The 26,319-nt window shown below is 40.9% G+C and carries 27 protein-coding genes; 16 read left to right on the top strand and 11 right to left on the bottom strand.

Annotated elements, in window-relative coordinates:
• Positions 1–56 precede the first annotated feature (56 nt).
• Positions 57–1,235 carry a response regulator gene (locus QL989_RS06135; RefSeq protein ID WP_290169060.1) on the bottom strand — a complete coding sequence of 393 codons (1,179 nt, stop codon included), beginning with the start codon at positions 1,233–1,235 and terminating at the stop codon, positions 57–59.
• Between the two features lie 162 nt (positions 1,236–1,397).
• On the bottom strand, positions 1,398–3,449 hold the full coding sequence (prlC, locus tag QL989_RS06140) for an oligopeptidase A (RefSeq protein WP_290169062.1): 2,052 nt from the start codon (positions 3,447–3,449) through the stop codon (positions 1,398–1,400).
• A gap of 230 nt (positions 3,450–3,679) precedes the next feature.
• Here prlC and gorA point away from each other — a divergent pair, with 230 nt between their 5' ends.
• Positions 3,680–5,041: a glutathione-disulfide reductase gene (gene gorA, locus QL989_RS06145; protein WP_055013344.1), complete on the top strand. Its 1,362-nt coding sequence runs from the start codon at positions 3,680–3,682 to the stop codon at positions 5,039–5,041.
• A 154-nt stretch (positions 5,042–5,195) separates the two neighbouring features.
• Here gorA and zapE read toward each other — a convergent pair whose 3' ends face one another.
• Positions 5,196–6,284 (bottom strand): cell division protein ZapE, encoded by a 1,089-nt coding sequence (gene zapE, locus QL989_RS06150; RefSeq protein WP_290169065.1) that lies wholly within the window; start codon positions 6,282–6,284, stop codon positions 5,196–5,198.
• A gap of 121 nt (positions 6,285–6,405) precedes the next feature.
• Between zapE and QL989_RS06155 the strand changes: the two genes are divergently transcribed.
• The 3 genes from QL989_RS06155 to QL989_RS06165 all read left to right on the top strand — a co-directional run bounded on the left by QL989_RS06155 (position 6,406) and on the right by QL989_RS06165 (position 9,485).
• Positions 6,406–6,840, top strand: coding sequence for a YhcB family protein (locus tag QL989_RS06155; RefSeq protein ID WP_055013343.1), 435 nt, complete (start codon positions 6,406–6,408; stop codon positions 6,838–6,840).
• A 122-nt stretch (positions 6,841–6,962) separates the two neighbouring features.
• Positions 6,963–8,315, top strand: a complete 1,353-nt coding sequence (locus QL989_RS06160) for a Do family serine endopeptidase (RefSeq protein WP_290169067.1) — start codon at positions 6,963–6,965, stop codon at positions 8,313–8,315.
• An 87-nt stretch (positions 8,316–8,402) separates the two neighbouring features.
• On the top strand, positions 8,403–9,485 hold the full coding sequence (locus QL989_RS06165; RefSeq protein WP_198522495.1) for a trypsin-like peptidase domain-containing protein: 1,083 nt from the start codon (positions 8,403–8,405) through the stop codon (positions 9,483–9,485).
• Positions 9,486–9,576: 91 nt separating this feature from the next.
• Here the strand turns inward: QL989_RS06165 and murA are convergent, their stop codons facing one another.
• Genes murA through QL989_RS06200 form a run of 7 tightly spaced genes read right to left on the bottom strand, consistent with a single transcriptional unit; the run spans position 9,577 to position 14,243 of the window.
• On the bottom strand, positions 9,577–10,836 hold the full coding sequence (gene murA / locus QL989_RS06170) for a UDP-N-acetylglucosamine 1-carboxyvinyltransferase (RefSeq protein WP_290169070.1): 1,260 nt from the start codon (positions 10,834–10,836) through the stop codon (positions 9,577–9,579).
• Between the two features lie 14 nt (positions 10,837–10,850).
• Positions 10,851–11,108 carry a BolA family protein gene (locus QL989_RS06175; protein WP_007378312.1) on the bottom strand — a complete coding sequence of 86 codons (258 nt, stop codon included), beginning with the start codon at positions 11,106–11,108 and terminating at the stop codon, positions 10,851–10,853.
• Positions 11,109–11,113: 5 nt separating this feature from the next.
• Positions 11,114–11,407, bottom strand: coding sequence for an STAS domain-containing protein (locus tag QL989_RS06180; RefSeq protein ID WP_138570633.1), 294 nt, complete (start codon positions 11,405–11,407; stop codon positions 11,114–11,116).
• Complete coding sequence (locus tag QL989_RS06185; RefSeq protein ID WP_290169073.1) at positions 11,400–12,080, bottom strand: ABC transporter substrate-binding protein; 681 nt, start codon at positions 12,078–12,080, stop codon at positions 11,400–11,402. The genes QL989_RS06180 and QL989_RS06185 overlap by 8 nt, the downstream gene beginning before the upstream one ends.
• Positions 12,081–12,085: 5 nt before the next feature.
• On the bottom strand, positions 12,086–12,634 hold the full coding sequence (gene mlaD, locus QL989_RS06190; RefSeq protein ID WP_008115537.1) for an outer membrane lipid asymmetry maintenance protein MlaD: 549 nt from the start codon (positions 12,632–12,634) through the stop codon (positions 12,086–12,088).
• Between the two features lie 14 nt (positions 12,635–12,648).
• Positions 12,649–13,428: a lipid asymmetry maintenance ABC transporter permease subunit MlaE gene (gene mlaE, locus QL989_RS06195; RefSeq protein WP_054202367.1), complete on the bottom strand. Its 780-nt coding sequence runs from the start codon at positions 13,426–13,428 to the stop codon at positions 12,649–12,651.
• Positions 13,428–14,243, bottom strand: a complete 816-nt coding sequence (locus QL989_RS06200) for an ATP-binding cassette domain-containing protein (RefSeq protein ID WP_138596635.1) — start codon at positions 14,241–14,243, stop codon at positions 13,428–13,430. The genes mlaE and QL989_RS06200 overlap by 1 nt, the downstream gene beginning before the upstream one ends.
• Before the next feature lie 265 nt (positions 14,244–14,508).
• Here QL989_RS06200 and QL989_RS06205 point away from each other — a divergent pair, with 265 nt between their 5' ends.
• The 12 genes from QL989_RS06205 (at position 14,509) to mgtE (ending at position 23,763) form a co-directional block, all read left to right on the top strand.
• A complete protein-coding gene (locus QL989_RS06205) occupies positions 14,509–15,477 on the top strand; it encodes a calcium/sodium antiporter (RefSeq protein ID WP_138609033.1) in 969 nt (322 codons plus the stop codon).
• Between the two features lie 3 nt (positions 15,478–15,480).
• Positions 15,481–16,452, top strand: a complete 972-nt coding sequence (locus QL989_RS06210) for a KpsF/GutQ family sugar-phosphate isomerase (RefSeq protein WP_290169079.1) — start codon at positions 15,481–15,483, stop codon at positions 16,450–16,452.
• On the top strand, positions 16,453–17,004 hold the full coding sequence (kdsC, locus tag QL989_RS06215) for a 3-deoxy-manno-octulosonate-8-phosphatase KdsC (RefSeq protein ID WP_008115528.1): 552 nt from the start codon (positions 16,453–16,455) through the stop codon (positions 17,002–17,004).
• Entirely contained in the window at positions 17,001–17,555 is a 555-nt protein-coding gene (gene lptC / locus QL989_RS06220) for an LPS export ABC transporter periplasmic protein LptC (RefSeq protein WP_290169081.1), read from the top strand. Before kdsC ends, lptC begins: the two co-directional genes overlap by 4 nt.
• Positions 17,545–18,084: a lipopolysaccharide transport periplasmic protein LptA gene (gene lptA / locus QL989_RS06225; protein ID WP_290169083.1), complete on the top strand. Its 540-nt coding sequence runs from the start codon at positions 17,545–17,547 to the stop codon at positions 18,082–18,084. Before lptC ends, lptA begins: the two co-directional genes overlap by 11 nt.
• A complete protein-coding gene (gene lptB, locus QL989_RS06230; RefSeq protein ID WP_138609041.1) occupies positions 18,081–18,806 on the top strand; it encodes an LPS export ABC transporter ATP-binding protein in 726 nt (241 codons plus the stop codon). The genes lptA and lptB overlap by 4 nt, the downstream gene beginning before the upstream one ends.
• Positions 18,807–18,875: 69 nt before the next feature.
• Positions 18,876–20,375 carry an RNA polymerase factor sigma-54 gene (locus tag QL989_RS06235; protein ID WP_138570630.1) on the top strand — a complete coding sequence of 500 codons (1,500 nt, stop codon included), beginning with the start codon at positions 18,876–18,878 and terminating at the stop codon, positions 20,373–20,375.
• A gap of 26 nt (positions 20,376–20,401) precedes the next feature.
• Positions 20,402–20,689: a ribosome hibernation promoting factor gene (hpf, locus tag QL989_RS06240; RefSeq protein WP_010390562.1), complete on the top strand. Its 288-nt coding sequence runs from the start codon at positions 20,402–20,404 to the stop codon at positions 20,687–20,689.
• A 4-nt stretch (positions 20,690–20,693) separates the two neighbouring features.
• Positions 20,694–21,146, top strand: coding sequence for a PTS IIA-like nitrogen regulatory protein PtsN (gene ptsN / locus QL989_RS06245; RefSeq protein WP_138609043.1), 453 nt, complete (start codon positions 20,694–20,696; stop codon positions 21,144–21,146).
• A 19-nt stretch (positions 21,147–21,165) separates the two neighbouring features.
• Positions 21,166–22,008 (top strand): RNase adapter RapZ, encoded by an 843-nt coding sequence (rapZ, locus tag QL989_RS06250; RefSeq protein WP_178954822.1) that lies wholly within the window; start codon positions 21,166–21,168, stop codon positions 22,006–22,008.
• 17 nt (positions 22,009–22,025) lie between these two features.
• Entirely contained in the window at positions 22,026–22,298 is a 273-nt protein-coding gene (locus QL989_RS06255) for an HPr family phosphocarrier protein (protein ID WP_138609047.1), read from the top strand.
• 106 nt (positions 22,299–22,404) lie between these two features.
• Complete coding sequence (mgtE, locus tag QL989_RS06260; RefSeq protein ID WP_008115512.1) at positions 22,405–23,763, top strand: magnesium transporter; 1,359 nt, start codon at positions 22,405–22,407, stop codon at positions 23,761–23,763.
• Between the two features lie 73 nt (positions 23,764–23,836).
• Here the strand turns inward: mgtE and QL989_RS06265 are convergent, their stop codons facing one another.
• A complete protein-coding gene (locus tag QL989_RS06265) occupies positions 23,837–26,020 on the bottom strand; it encodes a YgiQ family radical SAM protein (RefSeq protein ID WP_290169088.1) in 2,184 nt (727 codons plus the stop codon).
• Positions 26,021–26,319: the final 299 nt, after the last annotated feature.

Consider the following 26,319-nt stretch of genomic DNA (forward strand, 5'->3'; position numbering starts at 1 on the left):
CGATGATAAATTTCACCGTTATTATACCCAAACAAAGCCAATATACGATCTCTAGTTTAAAACAACTCAATATCGTTATTTTCGCTCTCAGGTTCTGGCTGCGTTTGTTGTTTACTTAGTTGTGTTTGAGTAATTAAGTCATTACGCTGTTGAGTGGTTGTTTTTAGTTGGTGCTTAATAAAGGCTAAATCATTAGTGGTTGCAACCAGCTGCTGTGATGTATGACTAAGCTGAGTTATTTGCTCATTAAATTGCGAAGTTGATATCTCGTTGTGTGTTTGCATTAGCGATTGGAGTTGCTCAAGCTGCTCTGTAAGCTGGCTAATTGCACTCGTTTGCATGGCGTTTTGATTTTTAAGCTGGGTAACAATATCTTTAAAAGCAAGGGTTAGCTCATTGTCGCGCATTAGTCGATATTGGTGCTGCTGTATAGTAACTACTTTTTCGTTAGTTACTTCTAAAATATGCGGAAATAAATCTTTATAGCGGCCATAAAGTGATGGCGTATCTACAGGCATATTTTTAATTAATAGTGAAATATTAGGGTAATTAATAATAGTACTATGACCAATATCAACAAAGCGTTCTGCATTTTTATGCTGTATGAGTAGCTCTTGCTCTAATGGGCATACACCAGTTTCTTGGCTATAAAACATTCCTTGGTTATTTTGCCAAAAAACAACCACGACATTGAGGTGTAATGGAGTAAAAAAACCTAAAAAGTATTCACTTAGTAATTCTAAATTATCGGCATGATAGCTTTGACAAACAAACCGCATAATGCGCCCCATGTCACCGGTTTCAATCATCGCCATTTCAGCTGTTTTATTGGCCTTTGCTATATCATATTGCAGTGTTGCACACTGCTTGCGGTACTGGTAAAGAATTTTAATGCGTGCCATCAGCTCCTGTGCGTTAAAAGGCTTCAAAATGTAGTCAGCCCCGCCAACACTAAACCCTTTAATACGTTCAGCTTGCCCCACTTTGGATGATAAAAACATTACCGGAATATCTGTTGTGGCTTTATTTTGTTTAATAGTTTGGCAAACCTCATAACCAGACATGCCTGGCATTTCAACATCAAGCAAAATAATATCGGGGTTATATTTAATCGCTTGTCTTATGCCATCTTCACCATTTTTGGCGTGGATCACTTTGCAAAACCCAGCTAAAGATTCTTCAATAATATGGTGCATTAATTTATCGTCATCAATTGCCAGTATTAACTTTGCCATGCGTTAGTCCCTTTTAGTACTTTGTTCAAAGCATAGTACGCCATGTTAAAACTACTAAAATTTATTCAAAATATTCTTTAACAGCGCTGTATTTTAGGCAATAAAAAAGCGCCTCTGGGGCGCTTTTGTAATTATATTTTAATCCGCAAAGGTCAACAGACCCTAAGCGGCGATGCCGCTGTGGCGCAATAGTGCATCTACACTTGGCTCACGACCGCGGAAGTTTTTAAACAGTGCCATTGGCTCTTCGCTGCCGCCTTTTTCAAGAATGTGCTGCATAAACGCTTGGCCAGTTTGTGGATTAAAAATCCCCTCTTCTTCAAATTTAGAGTAGGCGTCTGCCGAAAGTACTTCAGCCCATTTATACGAGTAATACCCCGCGCTATAACCGCCCGCAAAAATATGACTAAAGCCATGCTGAAAACGGTTAAACGCTGGCGGCTTAATGACTGAGGTACGACTGCGTACATCATCAAGTACAGCTTGAATGTTACATGGTTTGTCTGCCACGTAGTCATGGTGAATTTTAAAATCGAATAACGAGAACTCAAGTTGTCTTAGCATTTGCATACCTGAGTTGTAATTTTTAGCGGCCAATAGTTTATCTAGTAGCTCTTTTGGTAATGGCTCACCGGTTTCGAAGTGGCCTGAAATAAAGCTTAGGGCTTCTTCCTCGTAACACCAGTTTTCTAAAAACTGACTTGGCAATTCAACGGCATCCCATGCCACACCATTAATACCAGCAACAGGCGCTGCATCTACTTGAGTTAACATGTGGTGAATGCCGTGACCAAACTCATGGAACAGTGTGGTTACTTCATTATGGGTAAACAAAGCAGGCTTATCGCCAATCGCTTTATTAAAGTTACACACTAAGTAAGCAACTGGTGTTTGAAGTTCACCATTAGCACGCACTTTACGACCCATACAGTCATCCATCCACGCACCACCACGCTTGTGGTCACGGGCGTATAAATCTAAGTAAAAACGGCCACGTAAAGTATTGTTGCTATCGTAAATTTCAAAAAAGCGCACATCTTTATGGTAAGTATCAATGTCTTTTTGCTCTTTAACAGTAATACCAAACAAGCGGTTAACAGTTTCGAACAAACCACTGAGCACTTTATCGGCAGGGAAGTATGGGCGTAATACTTCATCTGAAATCGCGTACTTTTCTTGCTTTAGCTTTTCGCTGTAATAACCAAAGTCCCATGCCTGTAGTTCACTAATACCGTGCTGTTGCTCTGCGTATTGTTGCAACTCTTTAAGCTCTTGCTCTGCTTGTGGCTTAGATTTAGCAGCTAAGTCTTCTAAAAATGAAAATACCTGTGCAGGTGATTCTGCCATTTTTGTAGCTAAAGATTTTTCGGCGTAATTATTAAAGCCAAGTAATTGTGCTAACTCATGACGCAGTGCCAGCTCTTCACTCATAATCGCCGAGTTATCAAACTCTCCTGCATTTGGACCTTGATCGGATGCACGAGTAGAAAACGCGGTGTATGTTTCTTTGCGAAGTTCACGGTCGTCTGCGTAAGTCATTATAGGTAAGTAAGATGGGAAATCGAGAGTAAATACCCAGCCTTCTAAGTCTTTACTTTTTGCTGTATCAGCCGCTAATGCCAGTGCTGACTCTGGTAAGCCCGCTAGTTGGCTTTTATCGGTAATATGCTTATGCCATGCAAGCGTGGCATCCATCACGTTATTACCAAATTTTGAAGCAAGCTCTGATAAACGCGCACTAATTTCACCGTAGCGTTTTTGCTGCTCAGGATTTAGTGCAATGCCTGAAAGCTTAAAGTCACGCAATGCGTTGATAATCGTTTTTTGCTGGGCGGTAGTGAGTGTTTTAAATTCATCACTGTTATAAAGCGCGCTATAAGCCTCATATAAACCTTGGTGTTGGCCAACAAAAGTAGAATATTCAGAAATAAGCGGTAAACACTGCTCATAAGCTTCGCGAAGTTCATCGTTGTTCATCACCGAGTTTAAATGTGACACCGGTGAAAATAATCGCGATAGTTTATCGTCAGCTTCTTCAAGGGGTAATACTAAATCATTCCAGGTGTATGATTGCTTTGCTAATACATCATCAATTGCACTGCGACAGTGCTCAATACCTTTTTTTAGTGCCGGGACAACATGCTCTGGCTTTATTTTTGAAAAAGGCGGTAAACCTTCAAGCCCGATTAGGGGATTTGTTTGTGCATTGCTCATAGTCATTCTCAGTTTGTGCAAATATAAAAATGAAGTTGGGGCAAAATACGTAAATACAAGGGGAAGTGTTCAGCTCTTAGCTTAATATACGCTCGACTAATAATACCTTGATCTTAACTAGCTTGATTTTCGTTTGATGGTAGAGATTTTAGCAAACCTGAACAAGTGACTTGTTCATCGCATATGATATTATCGGTAAAACATTGTTAAACACATTTAGAGGATTAAACATGGCTCAGCATTTTGATTACATTGCAATTGGTGGCGGTAGTGGTGGTATTGCATCAGCTAACCGTGCAGCAATGCGTGGCGCAAAAGTAGCATTAATTGAAGCTAAACACATGGGTGGCACCTGCGTAAACGTAGGGTGTGTTCCTAAAAAAGTAATGTGGCATGGCGCTCAAGTTGCTGAAGCAATTAATCTTTATGCTCCTGATTACGGTTTTGATGTTGAAGTTAAAGGCTTTGACTGGTCAAAGCTAGTAGAAAGCCGTGAAGCCTATATTGGCCGCATTCACAAAGGCTATGATAATGGTTTAGCTAAAAATGGCGTAACTGTGATCAAAGGTTTTGCAAAGTTTGTGGATAGTAAAACCGTTGAAGTAGATGGCGAACACTATACTGCCGATCACATTTTAGTTGCCGTTGGTGGCCGCCCTACTATTCCTAATATTCCAGGTGCTGAACACGGTATTGATTCAAACGGCTTTTTTGAGCTGAACGAACAACCTAAACGCGTTGCTGTTGTTGGTGCCGGTTATATTGCCGTAGAAATTGCCGGTGTGCTGCACAGCTTAGGTACACAAACTCACTTATTTGTTCGTAAGAGCAAGCCACTGCGTACCTTTGACCCATACATTATCGACACACTGGTTGATATTATGGCAAAAGAAGGCCCAACACTGCACACTGAGTGTTCACCAAAAGAAGTGGTAAAAGAGGCTGATGGCAGCTTAACGATTCATTTCGAGAATGGTTACAGCGAAAATGTTGATCAGGTTATTTGGGCTATAGGCCGCACGCCAACAACCGATAAAATTAACCTTGCTGCAGCAGGCGTAGAAGTAAACGAAAGCGGTTATGTAAAAGTAGATGAATACCAAAACACCACAGCTGAAAATGTATACGCTGTGGGTGATATTATCGAAAATGGTATTGAGCTTACACCGGTTGCTGTTAAAGCGGGTCGTACTCTATCGGAGCGTTTATTTAATAAAGAATTGCCGAACGATTTAAAAATGGACTACAGCCTAGTACCAACCGTAGTATTTAGCCACCCACCTATCGGCACAATTGGTTTAACTGAGCAAGAAGCGATTTCTCAGTACGGCGGCGAAAATGTCAAAGTATATAAATCAAGCTTTGCGGCTATGTATACCGCAGTTACTCAGCACCGCCAAGCCTGTAATATGATGTTAGTGTGTGCAGGCGATGATGAAAAAGTTGTGGGCTTACACGGTATTGGTTTTACCGTTGATGAAATGATTCAGGGTTTTGCAGTCGCCATGAAAATGGGCGCAACTAAAGCAGATTTTGATGCGGTTGTCGCACTACACCCGACGGGTTCGGAAGAGTTTGTTACCATGAGATAAGTTCGTGGTTCGTGGTTCGTGGTTCGAGGTTCGTGGTTCGAGGTTCGAGGTTCGAGAAATAAAAAACCTTGCGGTTAACATCGCAAGGTTTTTTATTTAGAAGTTAGATGTTTTGCTCGAGACCCGCAGCCCGTCGCCCGCTAACCTTCGTATTTTAAGCTAAATGCTCTCGGGCCAAATACTCTAACGATTGCATTTCTTGTAAGCGACTAATACAGCGTTTAAATTCAAAGTTTAAATTGCCTTGTGTATAGAGCTCGGTAATCGGTTTTTCTGCAGAGATAATTAACGTTACATTACGCTCATAAAATTCATCTACTAACGCAATAAAGCGCCTTGCTGCGTCATCATTATTTTGCCCAAGCTGTTTTACATTAGATAAAATCACCGTGTTATATAATCGGCTTATTTCCATGTAATCAACTTGGCTACGGGCAGTTTCACACAGTTCGCTAAATTCAAACATAACGATGCAGTCAGATACTTTGCGAGTGTTGATCATCCGCCCTTCTATTTCTATTGGGGTATCTAGTTTACCGACTTCTGGCGAGAGCTTGTCAAAATATTCGAATAGGTTTTTATCGGCTTGTTCATCAAGCGGGCTATGAAAAATTTCTGCTTGCTCAAGAGTACGTAATCGGTAATCAATGCCTGAATCTACATTAACTATTTCAGTATGCTTATTCACTAAGGCAATAGCTGGTAAAAAACGGGCACGCTGTAAACCATTGCGGTATAAGTCGTCAGGTATAATATTTGACGTGGCAACCAGTACAATACCGCGAGCGAATAATGCTTCCATTAAACCACCGAGCAACATGGCATCGGTAATGTCTTGAACAAAAAATTCATCAAAACAGATAATGTCTGTCTCTGCTTTAAAAATATCTGCTACTGTTTCTAAAGGGTTGGCAGTGTTATTTAACTTTTTAAGTTCATCGTGTACTCGGTGCATAAAGCGGTGAAAATGCACTCGCATTTTTCTATCACCCGGTAAAGCTTCGTAAAAAGTATCAACAAGATAAGTTTTACCACGGCCTACGCCACCCCAAAAGTATAAACCTTTAATAGGAGCTGGCTCTGCTTTATTAAAAAGCTTTGCAAAAAAACCTTTAGATTGCGGTTTTGCTTGTGTTAAATCGTCGTATAAACGCTGTAAATGACGAACTGCATTTTCTTGTGCTGCGTCATGTACAAAGTCATCGCGTTGAAGGTCTTGCTGGTATGTTTGCCAAGGAGTCATATCTATTTACAGTTAAAACACAGTTTAATTTGTAAAGCATATTAACACGCATCAATACTCAGGGTATATTAGACTTAGTAGCATTTTAATTTTTTAGTTATTTTCGCATAGAGGTGAATTTATGGGTACATTTACATGGGTAGGATTAGTGATAGTAGTTGCTATTGCTGCATTTTTCGTTGGTGCCTTTGTCACTAAAAAACAGTTTAAACAAGATGAATTAGAGCAACAAGCAGAGCAAGCTAAGCATTCGCTTGAGCAGTATCGCCAAGATGTTGCCGACCATTTAGCGAATACTGGTAAGTTAGTAAACAAAATGAAAGAAAACTACGATCAGTTATTAAGTCACGTTGAAGAAACTAATCAACTGTTACTTGAAGACAGAAATAAAGCCCCTGCTGAACCGTTTTTCTCTAAAGAAACCACCGAACAGTTACAAGCGTCATTAAAAGAACGTAGTTCAGATCGCTCAAACGCCGATGCTCAACCAGCTGATTATGTGTCGGGTAAGTCAGGTTTATTTGCAGGTGATGAGAATACTTCTAAAGCATCTTGATGAACTTTTTTTTGACCCCATAGTCTTTAGATATAACAGCTTTGTTGTTTTATCTTACTGATATACTTTTTTGAGGCTGCTTATTGCAGCCTTTTGCTTTTTAAGTGGAGTAAACCCTGACTATGAAAATGAAATTATCACTTATCAGTGCTGCTATTTTATCTACTAGCTTATTATTAAGTCCAACCGCCTCGTTTGCTAAGTTGCCGGTTGCCGTTAATGGTCAACAATTACCAACACTTGCCCCTATGCTTGAGCAAATCACGCCGGGTGTAGTGAGTATTCAGGTTTCAGGCTCTAAAGAAGTGCGTCGACGTGGTGACCCACTCGATTTCTTTTTTGGCAACCCGCAGCCACGTAGCCAAAAGCGACAATTTAGCGGTTTAGGCTCTGGAGTTATTATTAATGCCGACAAAGGCTATGTGGTTACCAACAACCATGTAGTACAAGACGCCGAAAAAATGGTGGTTACCCTCGAAGATGGCCGCGAATATGAGGCAACAAAAATTGGTAGCGATAAAGAGTCTGATATTGCGCTACTACAAATAGACGCAGATGAATTAACCGCTGTAAAACTTGCTAACTCAGATGACTTACGTGTCGGTGATTTTGCCGTTGCAATTGGTAATCCTTTTGGTTTAAGCCACACAGTTACCTCAGGTATTGTTAGCGCATTAGGTCGTAGTGGTTTAAATATTGAAGGTTACGAAGATTTCATTCAAACCGATGCCGCGATTAACCAAGGGAACTCAGGTGGCGCTTTAGTTAATTTAAACGGTGAGTTAATTGGTATTAATACCGCTATTTTAGGTGCATCGGGTGGTAATGTGGGGATTGGTTTTGCTATTCCATCAAACATGATGAAAAACCTTGTTGATCAAATTGTAGAACATGGTGAAGTACGCCGTGGCTCGCTAGGTATTTCAGGCCGCCCTCTTGATGCAGGCCTTGCCAAAGCACAGCAGCTTGATGTTAAACAAGGTGCTTACGTTATGCAGGTACTCGATGATACAGCTGCCAGCAAAGCCGGTATTAAAGCAGGCGATGTGATTATTAGCATTAATGGCAGTGAAATTAGTGGCTTCCATGAACTTCGAAGTAAAATTGCCACCTTAGGTGAAGGCCGTGAAGTACAGCTAGGAATTTATCGTGACGGTAAAGTTAAAAACGTCGAAGTTACTCTAGATGGCGCATCAGGAATTACAGCGGCAGGTGAAGAGTTACACCCAGCATTCCAAGGTGCAACACTTGAAAATGTGAAGAAAAACAAAATGAAAGGTATTGAAGTAACCTCTGTCGATCCTCGTTCACCATCAGCACGGGTTGGCCTCGAAGAAGGCGATGTTATTGTGCAAGTAAACCGTCAACGGGTAGAAAGCATTCGCGACATGAACCAAATTATCGACGATATTCAAGGTAATATTGTGTTAGGTGTTAAACGTGGACGCGAGTCTATCTTTGTATTAATTCAGTAATAATACAATAAAAGTAACAGCGGCACTTGCCGCTGTTATTTTTTTTGTGCCATCATAAAGGGATTGCTCACTAACAATAAGAATACCGTGCTAAAACTTCTAAAATTTGTACTTCCTCCTTTGTTTGCCGGTTTAGGCATAGCTTTTTTAGTGGTTTTTTTCAGCCCTAACATGCGTACCGCATTACTACCTAACGTTCCCCTGCCCAGTGCAATGACCGCCAGCCATTTGAGCTTTTCTGATGCGGTTAAACGCGCAGCACCATCGGTTGTTACTATTTTTTCAGAGAGTATTTCTAAAGAGCCACGCTACAAGCGCCAAAATACGGTGCAAGAGCTCGGATCTGGTGTGATCATGTCACCCGATGGCTATATATTGACTAATTATCATGTGATCAATAATGCCGATCAAATACTGGTCATTCTTACCGATGGCAGACGTTTTTTCGATGTACAACTTATTGGCTTTGATACCATTACCGATTTAGCATTATTAAAAATAAATGCTAACCACCTCCCTGTTATTCCTGTTAATGACAACTACACCACGAATGTAGGCGATTTGGTGTTAGCAATCGGGAATCCATTAAACTTAGGGCAAACAATTACTCAGGGGATCATTAGCGCTACTGGTAAGCAAAAAATTACCGACAGTCCTTACAATAATTTATTGCAAATGGATGCCGCTATTAACGTGGGTAATTCAGGAGGAGCACTGGTAAATTCTAATGGCGACTTAGTAGGGATCACCTCAGCCCAATTTAAAACCCGTGAGAACTTGAACATTCAGGGAATATTTTTTGCTGTACCTTATACCCTTGCTAAAGAAGTTATGGGTAAACTTATTCGCCATGGTCGCGTTGTTCGTGGTTATTTGGGCTTTGAAGGCACTGCAGTAGATAGTACAGGCAAAGAGGTCAATGATAGCTTAACGCCTGTCGCAGGCATGCGTATTACCAATCTCGACCCTCTAGGTCCTGCATGGCAGGCGGGTATAGAAGAGCAAGACATTGTGATTAAAATTGCAGGGCTTTCAGTGGCTAATCCACAAAATGTATTAAAAAAGATTGGCAGTACCGAGCCAGGTAAAGAGATTGAGTTTGAGCTATACCGTAACGGTAAAATACAAAAAATAATGGTGAAAGTAGCCGAGCTTGAAACCAAGCTATAAAGCGCTTGTTTATATTTTGGCATTAGACATAAAAAAACGCGATATATTATCGCGTTTTTTATGCGTTAGAATAATAATTGTATTAATATAACTAATTGCTTTTGCGCTTAATGTTAGCACCTAACGCACTGAGTTTGTCTTCAATACGCTGATAACCTCTATCTACATGATAAATACGATCAACAACCGTTTCACCTTGGGCGACAATTCCCGTTAAAATAAGGCTCGCTGATGCTCGTAAATCGGTTGCCATAACCTGCGCACCCGATAAGCTTTGTGTTTCACCACAAAAAGCCGTATTGCCTTCAAGGCGAATATTAGCGCCCATACGCTGTAACTCAGGCACATGCATAAACCGATTTTCAAAAATAGTCTCGGTAATGGTCGCACTGCCGTTAGCCACTACATTTAAAGCGGTAAATTGAGCTTGCATGTCGGTTGGGAAACCTGGGTGCGGCATAGTTTTAATATTAACCGCTTTAAGCTCTCGGCCTCGCATATCAAGATAAATACTATCCTCATGCACTTCTAGTAACGCGTTGGTTGCACGCAGTTTTTCAATTACCGGCTCAAGTGAATGAAAGTCGGTCATTTTACACAGTACTTCGCCACCGGCCATCGCGGCGGCAACTAAGAAGGTACCGGTTTCAATACGATCCGGTAATATGCGGTGCTCACAACCTGATAGGCGCTCAACCCCTTCAATCTCAATACGGCTAGAACCTGCACCAGTAATTTTAGCGCCCATTGCAATTAAGCAATTAGCTAAATCGATAATTTCGGGCTCGCGCGCTGCATTTTCTAAAACAGTTTTGCCATCTGCAAGCGTTGCCGCCATGAGTAAGTTTTCGGTAGCACCGACACTGATCATTTCCATGAAAATTTCAGCGCCTTTTAAGCGTCCATCTACTTTGGCATTAATATAACCATTTTCCACCGTTATTTGCGCGCCCATGCGCTCTAAACCTTGAATATGAATATCAACTGGGCGTGCACCAATAGCACAGCCACCCGGCAAAGATACTTGGGCCTCACCAAAACGAGCCACTAAAGGCCCAAGTGCGAGCACTGATGCGCGCATTTGCTTTACTAATTCATAAGGCGCTAACGTACTATTTACCGTGGCACCATCAATAATAAGTGAATCACCTTGCCACTGAACATCAGCGCCTAAGGTCTTTAATAAAGCTTCAGTAGTAATAATATCGCGAAGGCGCGGTACATTATTAAAGGTACTTTTACCCTCGGGTAATAAGGCTGCAAATAAAATAGGCAATGCCGCATTTTTAGCGCCAGAAATAGTTACTTCACCAGCCAGTGAAGTGCCACCTTGAATTACAAATTGATCCATCTAAGGGGCCTTATTTATTGCGGTAAAATGAATTTTTGCTCACGCTTCCACTCAGTCGGAGTAAAAGCGCGGATAGAAACAGCATGAATGGTGCCATCTGAAATAGTATTCATTAATGGGCCATACACTAACTGTTGCTTTTTAACACGACTTAATCCGTCAAAGCATTCACCAACTGCAATTACTTCATAATGACTGCCATTGGCTTTTACATGTACTTCAGCTAACTGAAGTTCGTCGCGTAATAATGTTTCGACTTGACTCGTTTCCATAACTCTCACTCAAATAGGGTTGTAACCTGACCCAACTGCATAAGGTTTTGCAGTTGTTCAGGTGGGTTTTGCAATTCAAGGCGAATGCCTTGCTGCTTAAATTCTGTAAAAGAGTGAATTAACCAAGCTAAGCCGGCTGTGTCAACCCTTGTGACCTCACTTAGGTCAAAATAAAGGGTTTTATGCTTAGTTTGTCGCTTAGTGTTCAGAAGCCGTTCATTGCCAATTGAGTTATGAGTCAATTCACCAGTAACTCGTAAATGCTGCTCATCAACTTGGCTAATTGCCAATTTACTCATTTGTATCGCTGCCTCTAAACTGAACCGGTAGCTTACTTTTTTGCTCTAATAGGCTGCTAACATGGTCAATACCTTGTTGGCGTAAAATCCCCTGAAGTTCACTTTGTTTTGCATCAAGTAAACTAATCCCTTCAGCAATCATGTCGTAAGCTCGCCACTCACCGCTTCGGTCTTCACGTACTTTAAAATCAATTTTTATATCAGGTTTACCTGCTTCAACAATTTTGGTTTTTACCACCACCACGTCTTTACCTTTAAACGGTTGCTCGGCAGCAAATTCAACTTGTTGATTAGTGTATTGGGTAAATACACCTGCATAGGTGGCAACTAAGTACTCTCTAAACGCACCAATAAAACGCTGAATATCTTCAATTGCTTTTGCTTTTTCTGCCTTGTCGGTAATTGCGCGTACCTTAGACACTTCGCTACCTAACACTCTCAGTGCCGCATATTTGTAGTCGATGTACGGCATTAACTCTTCTTCAACAATAACACGTAAATGTTCTTTATCTTTTACTATTAATGGTTGATCTTGGGTAATTCGTGCAAAGGTATTGTCAGCAACTTGGCGTACCATTTTATTAGGATCAGTTAATTTTACTTCTGCTGCTTGCACGCTTTGTACTAGCATTAAACTTACCAGCGCAATACTTACTAAAAATGTTTTCAACATAATAATTACTCACTACCTTGGTTGAATAAGAACTGGCCAATTAATTCTTCAAGTACCAATGCCGATTTGGTATCAGTGATTGAATCGCCACTTGCTAATGCTTTGCTTTGCACCCCAAATAAATCATCAATAGCTTGGTCTTGTGCACTGTTTGCAACATCTTCGCCTAAACAACGTTGCTTAGCTGAATCCGAGGCGATCACAGGGTTAATACCTAAATATTGCTCACCTAAAATACCCGAGGTTAAAATTGAGATAGAGCTGGTATCTGAAAAACGACATAAATACTGCGCATCAATACTCATGTTCACCACAGGTAAAAACTCTTGCGGGTGTACATAAATTGACTCGACACGACCAATAACAACTCCCCCTACTTTAATAGGCGCGCGAGTTTTTAATGAGCCTATATTTTCAAACTTGGCGTTTAATGTGTAGGTTTCACCTGAGCCGCTAATACCTGAATTGGCCACTTTAAGCGCTAGCATTGAAAATGCCAATATACCCAGCGCGACAAAAAAACCAACTAAAATTTCTAATTTCCGTGAATTCATTATTTAATACCCTATTAGCTAGTAAACATTACCGCTGTCAAAATAAAGTCAAAACCTAATACCGCCAGTGATGAATGCACCACTGTTTCTGTTGTTGCCTTGCTGATCCCTTCTGATGTAGGAATACAGTCATACCCTTTATAAAGCGCAATCCAAGTCACAACAATCGCAAATACGATACTTTTAATTAAACCGTTTAGTATATCTTTTTCAAACGACACCTGGGCTTGCATTATTGACCAAAAGCTTCCGGTATCAACGCCTAGCCAATCAACACCGACTAAGTGAGCACCAATAATAGCGACCGCTGAAAAAATTAATGCCAGTAACGGCATACTAATTAAGCCAGCCCAAAATCGCGGCGCAATAATACGCCTAAGCGGGTCAATAGCCATCATCTCTAGCGACGATAACTGCTCGGTGGCTTTCATTAAGCCGATTTCAGCGGTTAACGCACTGCCTGCTCTGCCTGCAAATAATAACGCAGTAACTACCGGTCCAAGCTCACGTAACAAGCTAAGCGCTACTAACGGGCCTAGGCTGTCTTCTGCACCATAATCAACTAAAACGGTATAACCTTGCAGCGCTAAAACCATACCGATAAATAAGCCCGACACCACAATAATCAACAACGATTGTGAACCAACCATATAGAGTTGGCGCACCAGTAAAGGCGTACCTTTTTTTAAATTGGGTAAATGCCATAATGCACTTGCTAGCATGTGAGTTGAACGCCCAAGCGCAGCAAAACGACCCAGTGTTTTATGGCCTATTTTTTGTAGTAAATCCAACATTACTGCGGCTCTCCTAACAGTTCATCTGCATAGGTTTGTGCTGGATAATGAAATGGTACAGGCCCATCCGATAACCCTTTCAAAAATTGTTGCACAAGTGGTGATTCGTGCTTACGCATTTCATCTGGCGTGCCGCTTCCAATCACACCTTGCTCGGCAATAATAATAACGTGGTCGGCAATGCTCATTACTTCAGTCACATCGTGTGTAACAATTAAAGAAGATAAACCAAGTACTTCATTTAAAGATTTAATAAGCTTAACCAACACTCCCATTGAGATAGGATCTTGTCCTGCAAAAGGCTCATCATACATAATCAGTTCAGGATCAAGCGCTATAGAGCGAGCCAAGGCTGCACGACGTGCCATACCACCAGATAACTCTGAAGGCATTAAATCTTTAGCACCACGTAAGCCAACTGCTTGTAGTTTCATTAAAACCACTAAACGAATTAAATCTTCACTGAGCTGTGTGTGCTCGCGGATAGGAAATGCGATATTATCGAACACCGACATATCGGTAAATAATGCACCGCTTTGAAATAACATACTCATACGTTTACGTGCCGCGTAGAGCTCTTTACGGGACATGGCAACTATGCTGTCGTTTTTAAATAAAATATCACCGGAGTCGGGTTTGAGCTGGCCACCAATTAAGCGCAGCATCGTGGTTTTGCCAATTCCGCTTGGCCCCATAATGGCAGTAATTTTACCTTCTGGAACATCAAAGCTCATATTTTTGTATATGACCCTATCGCCTCTAGAAAAGGTAACATCCTTGACTTCTACTATTGATTGCGACAAGTCGCTCTCCATAACAATATTCTCTCATATTTCTATTTTAAGGGTTTTTTGGCCAAGATGGAAAAAACAATTCGTAAGATTTTGTAATAGCCCCGCAAAAACCGTTATAAGACTGCGACAAATTGGCTTAACCGATGCTTAAACAAGCAAATCAACACAGTAAATAATTATTTTAATAACCGCCTAATGTATTACAGCTTACTCTTTTACTTATACTTTTATGGTGGCTTTTGTTACTATTCGCGCTATCTGAATTTACACTAGCTGGCTTATCACAATGGTTACCTCGTTTGTCATTTTAATTCTCGGTTTTGCGGCTCTCGTATGGAGTGCAGACAGGTTTGTTTATGGTGCGGCTGCACTGGCTAAAAACTTTGGCGTACCAACATTAATCGTGGGTTTAACCGTGGTAGCTATGGGCTCATCGGCCCCAGAGATGATGGTATCCGCTTCAGCTGCTTTGGCAAATAAAACCGATACAGCCGTAGGTAATGCAGTTGGTTCAAACATCACTAACATATTATTAGTATTAGGTATTACAGCACTTTTAAGACCGCTTTCAGTCTCTTCAAGTACATTAAGACGTGAAATTCCACTGGTATTACTGGTGTCTATCGCCACTTGGTATATTTTTTCAGATAACTACTTTTCATTTTTTGAAGGCGCAGCCTTACTTTTTGGCTTTATTACTTTTATTGGTGGACTTATTTTTGTATCACTGCGAGCAAAAAACCAAGATGACCCCTTTGTTAGCGAAGCCTGTGATGAAGTACCTGATAATGTCCCAACCAAAAAAGCCGTTTTTTGGTTAGTCGTCGGAATGATTTTACTTCCTGTTAGCTCACACTTTTTAGTTGGCTCAGCCGTTGATATTGCAAAATATTTTGGCTTAAGTGACTTAGTAATTGGTTTAACAATAATAGCCATAGGTACTAGTTTACCTGAACTTGCCGCCTCTATTGCAGGTGTTCTTAAAAATGAAGATGACCTAGCACTGGGTAACATTGTTGGCTCAAATATTTTTAATATTCTCGCTGTATTACCGCTGGCAGGATTAATTAACCCGTCGGTTATTGACGCATCAGTAGCTAACCGTGATGTCATCATTATGATAGGTGCAACCTTGGCGCTCATTGCTATGTCATTGAACTTTAGAGGTCAAAGACGTATCAATAGAGTAGAAGGTGGCTTACTCATCGTCGCATTTATGATTTACCAAGGTTATATTTTTAGTCAAGTAGGGTGATCCATGGCAACGCTAAATTTTATTCAACAAGGCTTGCGCGTCCTTGATATAGAACGTCAAGCACTCAGCGATATCGCACAATACGTTAATGAAAGCTTTGATCAAGCGTGCCAATTAATGTACGACTGCTCAGGCCGTATTATTGTTATTGGCATGGGTAAGTCGGGCCATATCGGTAATAAAATAGCAGCCACTTTAGCGAGTACTGGCAGCCCCGCATTTTTTGTACACCCAGGTGAAGCAAGTCATGGCGATTTAGGCATGATCACTGCCAGTGATGTAGTTATGCTTATTTCTAACTCTGGCGAAACCAGTGAAGTACTTAATATTATTCCGGTATTAAAACGTATTGGCGCTAAAATGATTGCTATGACAGGCAACGAAACGTCAGCCATGGCAACATTGGCAAATGTGCATGTGTGTATTAAAGTTGAACAAGAAGCCTGCTCATTAGGCTTAGCGCCAACAGCAAGCACCACAGCAACACTCGCTATGGGCGATGCAATGGCGGTAGCTTTATTAGAAGCCCGTGGTTTTACCGCTGATGATTTTGCACTGTCGCATCCAGGGGGCAGTTTAGGCAAACGCTTGCTCTTAACTTTAAAAGATGTAATGCACAGCGGTATTCACACGCCTATTATTAATGAAACGCAAACCATTAAAGACGCCCTAATTGAAATGTCTGCCAAAGGGCTCGGTATGACCGCTATCATAGATGATAATCAGCAATTATCGGGGTTGTTTACCGATGGTGATTTACGCCGTATTTTAGAGCAACGTATTGATATACACAGCACAGAAATTAATGTTGTGATGACAAAGTCATGTACAACAGCCACACAAGACATGCTCGCGGCTGAAGCACTGAACATTATGGAACAAAAACGTATTAATGGTTTAATTGTGATTAATGAGCATAATCACCCCATTGGCGCATTAAATATGCAAGACTTACTAAAAGCGGGAGTGCTATAAATGCAGTTTGAAGATCTTTATCAGCCGTTAAGTGATGATGCAAAAGCGCGCGCAAAAAAAATAAAATTATTAATTTGCGATATTGATGGTGTGTTTTCTGATGGACGTATTTATCTTGGCAACCAAGGTGAAGAACTCAAAGCATTTAATACCAAAGACGGGTTTGGCATTAAAGCCCTTATTAATAGTGGTTTTGAAGTTGCCGTGATCACAGGCCGTCACTCACAAATAGTTCAACAACGTATGAGCAGTTTAACCGTACAACATATATACCAAGGCCAAGAAGATAAACTCATTGCCTATCAAGAATTAAAACAAAAATTAGCGCTAAGCGATGAGCAAATAGCTTACATTGGTGACGATGGCCCTGATATGCCAGTCATGGAAAAAGTCGGGTTTGCTGTAGCCGTAAACGACGCCCACCCACTGATTAAACGTTTATCGCATTATGTCACTCAATTGCCAGGCGGCTTTGGCGCAGTAAGAGAATTAACCGATTTATTGATGCTTGAAAACAATAAGCCACTTACTAGCCAAGGAACCAGTTCATGAATGTAGCTCGAATTATACTGAGCATTTTATTCATAAGCTGTATGGTTTGGCTTTGGTATCCTTATTTTTCTCAGGTAGATATTGTTGCGGATGAGCAAACTCAAGCTATTGCTAAACCTGATTATACCGCGATTGAGCTAAAACAAACCGCTTATAATGAGCAAGGTAAAATAAGCCATAAAGTAACTGCGGTAAAAATGGAATTATACCAACAACTTGGTTTTACTTTTTTTGAAAAGCCTATATTTACGTTATACAACGAGCAGCAAACATGGCGTATTAACGCTGATGAGGCCACCCTCTACGACGATCGTCAACTCGTATTAGAAGGCAATGTGAAAGCGCTAAATTTAATCGATAACGCCATGATCGATACGATCACAGCCGATAGCATCAATGTAGATATAAAACTACTCACTATGCAATCAGAGCAGCCTGTCGTTATTACCGGACCTAATTTAAAAATCATGGGTAAAGGCCTTGAAGCCGATTTAAAAACCGAAGTGATTAAACTTATTAACCATACGCGAACCCTATATTATGACCAATAACCTATTTAAAATTTTAATTGTTCCTTCACTACTGATTGCATTTCATAGCCATGCAGAGGAAACCGTTGAAGCCCCTGATGCTAATCAAATCTCAATTAGTGCTGACAGGCAGGAAGGTCAATTAAAAGAAAACGTGGGCATTTTTGAGAAAAATGTTGAAATTATTCATGGTAATCGCCGCATTAACGCTGACCGTTTAGAAGTACATAAACGTGATGACTTAGGTGAGAATAAGCAACTTTTAATTGCCACAGGCAGCCCTGCTTATTTTGAAGAAACACAAGCTGATGGCACCATTATGAGCGCCAGTGCGAATGAAGTGCGTTACGATGTTTCGCAGCGTTTTTTAACCTTAATCGGCGAAGCCAGTATTGCTCAAGCAGGTCAAAAAATAACTGCTAAAAGTATCACCTACGATATAGAGCAGCAGCTAATTAGCGCAGAAAAAGACGAAAACTCAACAGACCGCGTACACACTATTTTAGTACCTGTTGAAAACAAAAAAGAAGACGATAAAGGCCAACCATGAGCACATTAAAAGCAGAGCTATTAGCGAAAAGCTATAAAGGCCGTGAAGTGGTGAAAAACGTTGGCCTAGAGGTTGAAGCTGGCAGCATTGTCGGCTTACTTGGCCCCAATGGCGCAGGTAAAACCACGACTTTTTACATGATTGTAGGCCTTGTACCGAGCGATAAAGGCAAAATATCAATCGATGATCAAGATATCACTTTATTACCAATGCACAGCCGAGCTCGCCTAGGGATAGGATATTTACCACAAGAATCATCGATTTTTAGAAAGCTGACGGTCTACCAAAACTTAATGGCTATTTTAGAAACACGCAAAGAGCTTAATAAGCAGCAACGTGAAGATACCTTAAATAATTTACTTGATGAATTTAGTATTCAGCATATTCGTGACAGCCAAGGTATGGCCCTATCAGGTGGTGAGCGCCGCCGTGTTGAAATTGCGCGAGCATTAGCAGCAAATCCTAAATTTATACTATTAGACGAACCCTTTGCAGGGGTTGATCCTATCTCTGTATTAGATATTAAAAAAATTATAGAACACCTTAAAAATCGAGGAATTGGCGTATTGATCACAGATCACAACGTACGCGAAACTCTTGATGTTTGTGAAAAAGCCTACATAGTTTCTCATGGAGAGTTAATTGCATCAGGCACTCCAGAATATGTATTAAACGATAAAACGGTACGCGATGTTTATTTAGGCGAGCAGTTCAAGCTCTAATATGTGTGTTATTACACTAAGCATCTGCTAATATTAATTATACTAATTTAAAAGGATTGTTAGAGATAAATGAGGCAATCATTACAGCTGCGCATGGGCCAGCAACTTACAATGACTCCACAGTTGCAACAAGCAATTCGCTTATTGCAACTCAGTACATTGGATCTCCAGCAAGAAATTCAAGAAGCGCTCGATAGCAATCCCTTGCTTGAAGTTGAAGAACAAGATTACAGTGAAGATGCTGCGGGTAAAAACGAACAAAAAGCCGATATCGATGAGTCAACGCTAAGTGCTTCAGCTGATGAAAAACCTAGCGAATATGAGCAAGATAGCGGCGAGGCCATGACCAAAGACACCATTAGCGATGATATGGCAATGGATGTTACGTGGGATGAATACATGAGCGCAGCACCTGCCTCTTCATCAGGACCAATGCCTGAAGATGAATCAATTTATCAAGGCTCTTCAACTGAAACGCTACATGAATATTTAATGTGGCAATTGCAACTGACACCGTTTAGCCCTACTGATGAAGCCATCGCGATTGCTATCGTAGAAGCCGTGGACGATTCGGGCATTTTAACCCTTAGCTGTGAAGAAATATTAGAGAGCTTTAATCAAGAGAACGACATAGAAGATGAAGTTGAACTTGATGAAATAGAAGCGGTATTAAAGCGTATTCAGTTATTTGATCCGGTGGGAATAGCGGCGCGTAGTTTACAAGAGTGCTTATGTATTCAACTGAATCAGTTTGACCAAGACACGCCTTTTTTAAACGAAACAAAAATGATCTTAACTGATCACATTGATTTATTGGCTGCGCGTGATTATCGCACGTTAATGAAAAAAACTAAGCTCAAGGAAGATGAGCTTAAAGAAGTCATGACGTTAATTCACACCCTTAGCCCAAAACCGGCAGACACTATCGTTAGAGAAGAGTCTGAGTACGTTATTCCTGATGTGTCGGTTAAAAAAGTGAAAGGCCGTTGGGTTGTTGAACTAAACCCAGATAGCATGCCTAAAATTAGGGTAAACAGCCAATATGCGGCTATGTCTCGTACGGTCAAATCAAGTGGCGATAGCCAGTTTATTCGCTCACACTTACAAGAAGCTAAATGGTTTATAAAAAGCTTAGAGAGTAGAAACGACACGCTGCTTAAAGTAACTAACTGTATTGTGCAGCAACAACAGGCCTTTTTTGAGCATGGTCCTGAGGCGATGAAGCCTATGGTACTTAATGACGTAGCCGAAATGGTAGAAATGCACGAGTCAACTATTTCACGTGTTACTACGCAAAAATACATGCATACACCACGCGGTATTTTTGAGCTTAAATATTTCTTTTCAAGCCATGTAAGCACTGAAAATGGTGGTGAATGTTCTTCAACAGCAATACGCGCATTAATTAAAAAATTAATCGCTGCAGAAAACTCAGCTAAACCATTGAGTGATAGCAAAATTGCAGATATATTGGCTGAGCAAGGAATTAAAGTAGCAAGGAGAACTATTGCAAAGTATCGCGAATCTCTAGCTATTCCCCCGTCAAATCAACGTAAAAGTTTGATTTAAGGCGTACAACAAAGAGGAAAATGTTTATGCAACTGAATTTAACTGGTCGCCATGTAGATATTACCGACTCGCTTAGAGACTACGTAAATAGTAAATTTTCGAAGTTACAGAGGCACACTGATCACATAACGAATGTGCACGTTATTCTCGATGTAGAAAAACTAAACCAAAAAGCCGAAGCAACCGTTCATGTTAGTGGCGCTGAGATTTTTGCTTCTACTGAACACCAAGATATGTATGCTGCTATAGACTCGCTGATTGACAAGCTAGATCGTCAAGTAATTAAACACAAAGAGAAACTTGCTCGACACTAACACTATGAAACTAAGCTCACTTATCTGTCAGGACTGCAGTAAAGCTGCGGTCCTTTTTAATAGTAAAAAAAGAATTTTAGAATTTATCAGTGAATTGGCTCACAATAAACTGCCCTATTTAGCTCAACAAGATATTCTTAATGCATTAACAGCAAGAGAAAAACTAGGGAGCACAGGTATAGGCCGAGGAATTGCAATTCCTCATGGTCGTATGAGTGGTGTACAAGAGCCTCTTGCACTTATATTAGTGAGCGAAGCGGCTATTAATTTTGATGCAATAGATAATCGACCGGTCGACATTTTTGTTGCCTTAATTGTACCCGACGGTGACAATAAGCAGCATTTAAAAACCTTAGCCACTATAGCTGAAAAGCTCAACGATAAAGAATTTTGTAAGCAATTACGGGCGGCAAAATCCGACAGTGAGCTGTACCAGATCATTGTAAGTCAACCGTAGCAATAATAAAGGGTGATAAATGGAATTAATAATTATAAGTGGTCGCTCAGGTTCTGGTAAATCTGTTGCGTTACGCGTTGTTGAGGATTTAGGTTATTATTGTGTAGATAATATACCTTTAAATTTATTACCATCTCTTGTTCGTAGTGTTTCCGACAGCTACAATAAAATAGCTGTAAGTGTTGATGTGCGTAACTTACCTAAAGAACAACAACAGTTTAATGAAATCATTGAATATTTGCCTGGTTTTACTAAGCCAACGGTGTTTTATTTAGACAGTGACGATCAAACCTTAATTAAACGCTTTTCAGAAACACGGCGTCTTCACCCTCTTTCTATTGATTCTCTGCCACTTGATTTGGCTATAAAAAAAGAAAAGCAACTCCTTGATGTACTCATTAATCGTGCCGATTATATGATTGATACCACAGGCTTAAGTGTGCACCAGCTTGCTGAGTCTATCCGTGAAAAAATACTCGGTAAAAAAGACAAACAACTGATCATTACCTTTGAGTCATTTGGCTTTAAACACGGTATACCCAAAGAAGCCGATTATGTATTCGACGCTCGCTTTTTACCAAACCCACATTGGGAGCCTGAGCTTAAGCCGCTTACAGGGCTAGATCAACCAGTAAAAGACTACTTAGCCAGTCACAGCATAGTACAAAAGTTTACATGGCAAATTCAAACATTCGTGCAAACATGGCTGCCTCATTTAGAAAGAAATAACCGCAGCTATTTAACCATTGCCATTGGCTGTACTGGAGGGCAACACCGCTCGGTTTACTTAGCGCAAACTATAGGTGAAAGTTTTGCAATGAGTCATCCTAATGTGAAAATTCGCCACCGAGAACAAGAATAAAGCTTGAGAGAATATTAATGCGGTTAGAAAGTACATTTTTAATAAAAAACAAATTAGGCCTGCATGCCAGAGCGGCTACTGTGCTGGCACAGCTTTCTGTGCAATTTGATGCCTCAATCACGTTATTTCAAGACGATAAACAAGCCGCTGGCGACAGTGTACTAGCTCTTATGTTACTCGAAAGCAGTCAAGGCAAAGAAGTTAGGGTAGTATGTGAAGGCCCTGACGCAGAACCTGCACTTAATGCAATTGGTGAGCTCATTGATCAACGATTTAATGAGCAAGAGTAATCCTGCTCATAAGCTAAGGTTAATAGTGGTTGAGGTAGTTTACTGATATAAAGTAAGATAAAGCGATACCCCATCATCGTGTAATAAAATTTAATTAAGGACGCCAATGCCTGAAGCTTTAGAACAAGATATTCCACTACAACAACTAAAACAGGTGACTAAGTCACTAAATAGTGGTCAATTTGTTCAAGTTAGGCGCATGCTAGCAAAAACGGCACCTTGTGATACCGCACTTCTTTTAGAATCATCTCCCCATAAAATTCGTCGTATGCTCTGGCAACTGGTTGATCCCGATGTGCAGGGTGATGTGCTTGAAGAGCTCTCTGAAGACGTACGTTTGGGCATTATTGCGCAAATGGCACCTGAGCACATTGCTGCCGCAACAGAAGACATGGGCCATGATGATTTAGGGGAAGTACTACGTAGCCTACCAGACACCGTATATAAAGACGTTGTTAGCGCCATGGATATTCAAGATAGAGAGCGTGCAACACAAGCTCTATCTTACCAAGAGCGCTCTGCTGGCGCCTTGATGAATATCGATACGGTGACAATTCGCCCTGATGTAACTCTAGATGTTGTACTGCGTTATATTCGCTTACGTGGTGAACTACCAGAGGGCACTGATGACTTATACGTTGTAGATAAACATAACTGTTTTTTAGGCGCTTTATCGCTGAGCACTTTATTAACTAACCCCCCTGAAAAAATTGTTCAGGACTTAATGGATGAAGAGTGTGAATCTATCCCTATTTCAATGGATGAAAGCGAAGTAGCGCAACTATTTGAACGGCATAACTGGATATCGGCACCAGTGGTCGATGACAACGCGCATTTGCTTGGTCGTATTACTATTGATGATATCGTTGATGTTATCCGTGAAGATGCAGAGCATAGCTTATTAAGCTTAGCGGGTCTTGATGATGAAGAAGATACCTTTGCGCCGGTCTTAAAAAGCTCTAAAAAGCGCTCAATTTGGCTAGGTGTAAACTTACTAACTGCATTGCTGGCTGCAATTGTGGCGAGCTTTTTTGAAAACACCTTAGCTATATTACCAATTCTTGCTGTGCTCAATGGCATTGTCCCATCAATGGGTGGGGTTGCAGGCAGCCAAACCTTAACTTTGGTTATTCGCGGTATCGCGGTGGGCCATATCAACCAAACTAACCAACGTTTTTTATTATTAAAAGAACTCGCTATCGGCGCGATTAACGGTATGGTTTGGTCTATCCTAATTGCCGGTGTCGTTGCGCTTTGGCAATGGGATTTCAAACTCGGTGGTGTTTTAGCGTTTGCTATGTTTATGAATTTAGTTGCAGCAGGTATTGCGGGTGCTAGTATCCCACTATTGCTTAAAAAAATGAAAATAGATCCAGCACTGGCAGGCAGTGTGGTACTAACCACGGTAACTGATATCGTTGGTATATTTGCCTTTTTAGGCACCGCAACTTGGTTATTGATTTAATTTTGTTTATAAACGTTTATAAACAAAAACACCGCATCAATACGCGGTGTTTTTGTTTAAGCCGATAGTTACTTTACCTTGCGCGCTGGCGATTACCGCCCACCTTAGGTTTAGTGTTGGCTTTTTTAAACTGACTAAAGCCAGTATGACGAGTAAGCGCTGGACGACCACCCTTATTACCTTTACTGCATTTGGCTTGCCTTTCATCTCTGCCTTCTTCTGGCACTAAACAATTTGGACCTTTACCAATGAGTTTAGCTTTGCCCATGTTACGAAGAGCTTCGCGGATCATAGGCCAACCGGCAGGATCATGGTAACGTAAAATTGCTTTATGCAAACGACGCTGGCGCGCCCCTTTTGGTACCGCAACTTGCTCTGTGTTATTTTTAATATTACGTAGCGAGTTCATTTCAGTATGATAAATGGTGGTCGCATTAGCCATCGGTGATGGGTAAAAGTTTTGCACCTGATCAAGCTTAAAGTCATTCGATTTCAGCCACAAAGCCATATTAACCATGTCTTCGTCTTTAGTCCCTGGGTGAGCAGAAATAAAGTATGGAATTAAATACTGCTTTTTACCCGCTTCTTTAGAGTACTTATCAAATAGCGCTTTAAATTCATCGTAAGCCCCCATACCAGGCTTCATCATCTTAGATAATGGGCCATCTTCAGTGTGCTCTGGTGCAATTTTTAAATATCCACCAACATGATGAGTTACTAGCTCTTTAACGTAACGAGGATCACGTACGGCAAGGTCATAACGCACGCCTGAAGCAATTAAGATCTTTTTGATCCCTTTAACCTCACGCGCCTTTTTATATAAATCGATAGTCGGGGTATGGTCAGTATCCATATGCTTACAAATATCAGGGTACACACACGACAAGCGGCGACAGGTACTCTCTGCTTTTTTACTGGTACAACGCAGTTTGTACATATTTGCGGTTGGTCCGCCTAAATCAGAAATAACCCCAGTAAAGCCTGGCACTTTATCTCTAATTTGCTCAATCTCTTCAATAATCGATTCTTGAGATCGGCTTTGAATTATTCGCCCTTCATGCTCAGTAATAGAACAGAACGAACAGCCGCCAAAACAACCACGCATTATGTTTACCGACGTTTTAATCATATCGTAAGCAGGAATTTTATTGTCGCCATAACTTGGGTGCGGAATACGCTGATACGGTAAACCAAACACATCATCCATTTCTTGGGTTTCAAGTGGATAAGCTGGCGGGTTCACCCAAATAGAGCGATCGCCATGACGCTGAAACAACGCTCTTGCACAACCAGGGTTGGTTTCTTGGTGCAAAATACGCGATGCATGAGCATATAATGGTTTATTAACACTGACCTGCTCAAAAGCGGGTAACTTAACGTAAGTTTTTTCCCATGGCTTAGGGCGCGCAGGCTGAATGGTAATTGGTTTTGCAGCTTCGGCTTTTAAATCAATACCCGCTTGCTTAAATTCTGATTTAGCACAACCCACATCATCCGCCCCATAAGGATTAGGAATAGGGTCTATTTTACCAATTTTATCAATGGCTGTTGAATCGCTACCACGCCAACCGGGTAAAGGCTCTTTACGAATAACCGCCGTGCCTCTCACATCTTGTATGGTATCCATGGTTTCACCCGCAGCGATACGCTGCGCAACTTCAACCAATGGACGTTCGGCATTACCATAAATTAAAATATCACCCTTAGCGTCAAACAATACACTACGGCGTACTTTTTCTTGCCAATAATCGTAATGAGCAATACGACGCAAGCTGGCTTCAATGCCCCCTAAAACGAGTGGCACATCTTTATAGGCTTCACGACAACGTTGCGAGTATATGATGACGGCACGGTCAGGGCGTTTACCACCAACATTTCCCGGGGTATAAGCATCATCGTGGCGCATTCGTTTTTCAGCGGTGTAACGATTGATCATCGAATCCATGTTACCGGCTGTAATACCAAAAAATAAGTTAGGCTTACCCAATGCCATAAAGGCATCTTTAGAGTTCCAATCAGGCTGAGCAATAATGCCCACTCTAAACCCCTGCGCTTCTAGCACACGGCCAATTACGGCCATCCCAAAACTAGGATGGTCTACATAAGCATCACCGCTAATAATAATAATATCGCAGCTATCCCAGCCAAGCGCGTCCATTTCTTCGCGTGTTGTTGGTAAAAATGGGGCTGTGCCATAACACTCAGCCCAATACTTAGGGTATGAGAATAAGCCGCGATCAGCTTTTAATGTGCTCATAAAATTGGCCGTTCAATAACAAAAGGCGCGAATTATACCCTATCGACATCCACGTTGATATAGCACAAAATGAAAGCACTGATTAAAAATTGTTTACCTTTATCGCATTACTAAAACAGACAAATCATCTAAGCTGATTACTGCTAATGTCTGCTTTTAGATTTATTTAAAGTAGATAAACTAGATGAAAATGATCGACTCTAGGCTAAACTATTAAATAAGCTGTGATTATTAATAATTCATAGATGCTGTAATATTAAAACCAATGAGGCATACCTATTAAACTACTTAAACAATTA

Origin of the sequence: Pseudoalteromonas sp. APC 3224, assembly GCF_030407535.1 — a bacterium.
Lineage (GTDB): Bacteria > Pseudomonadota > Gammaproteobacteria > Enterobacterales > Alteromonadaceae > Pseudoalteromonas.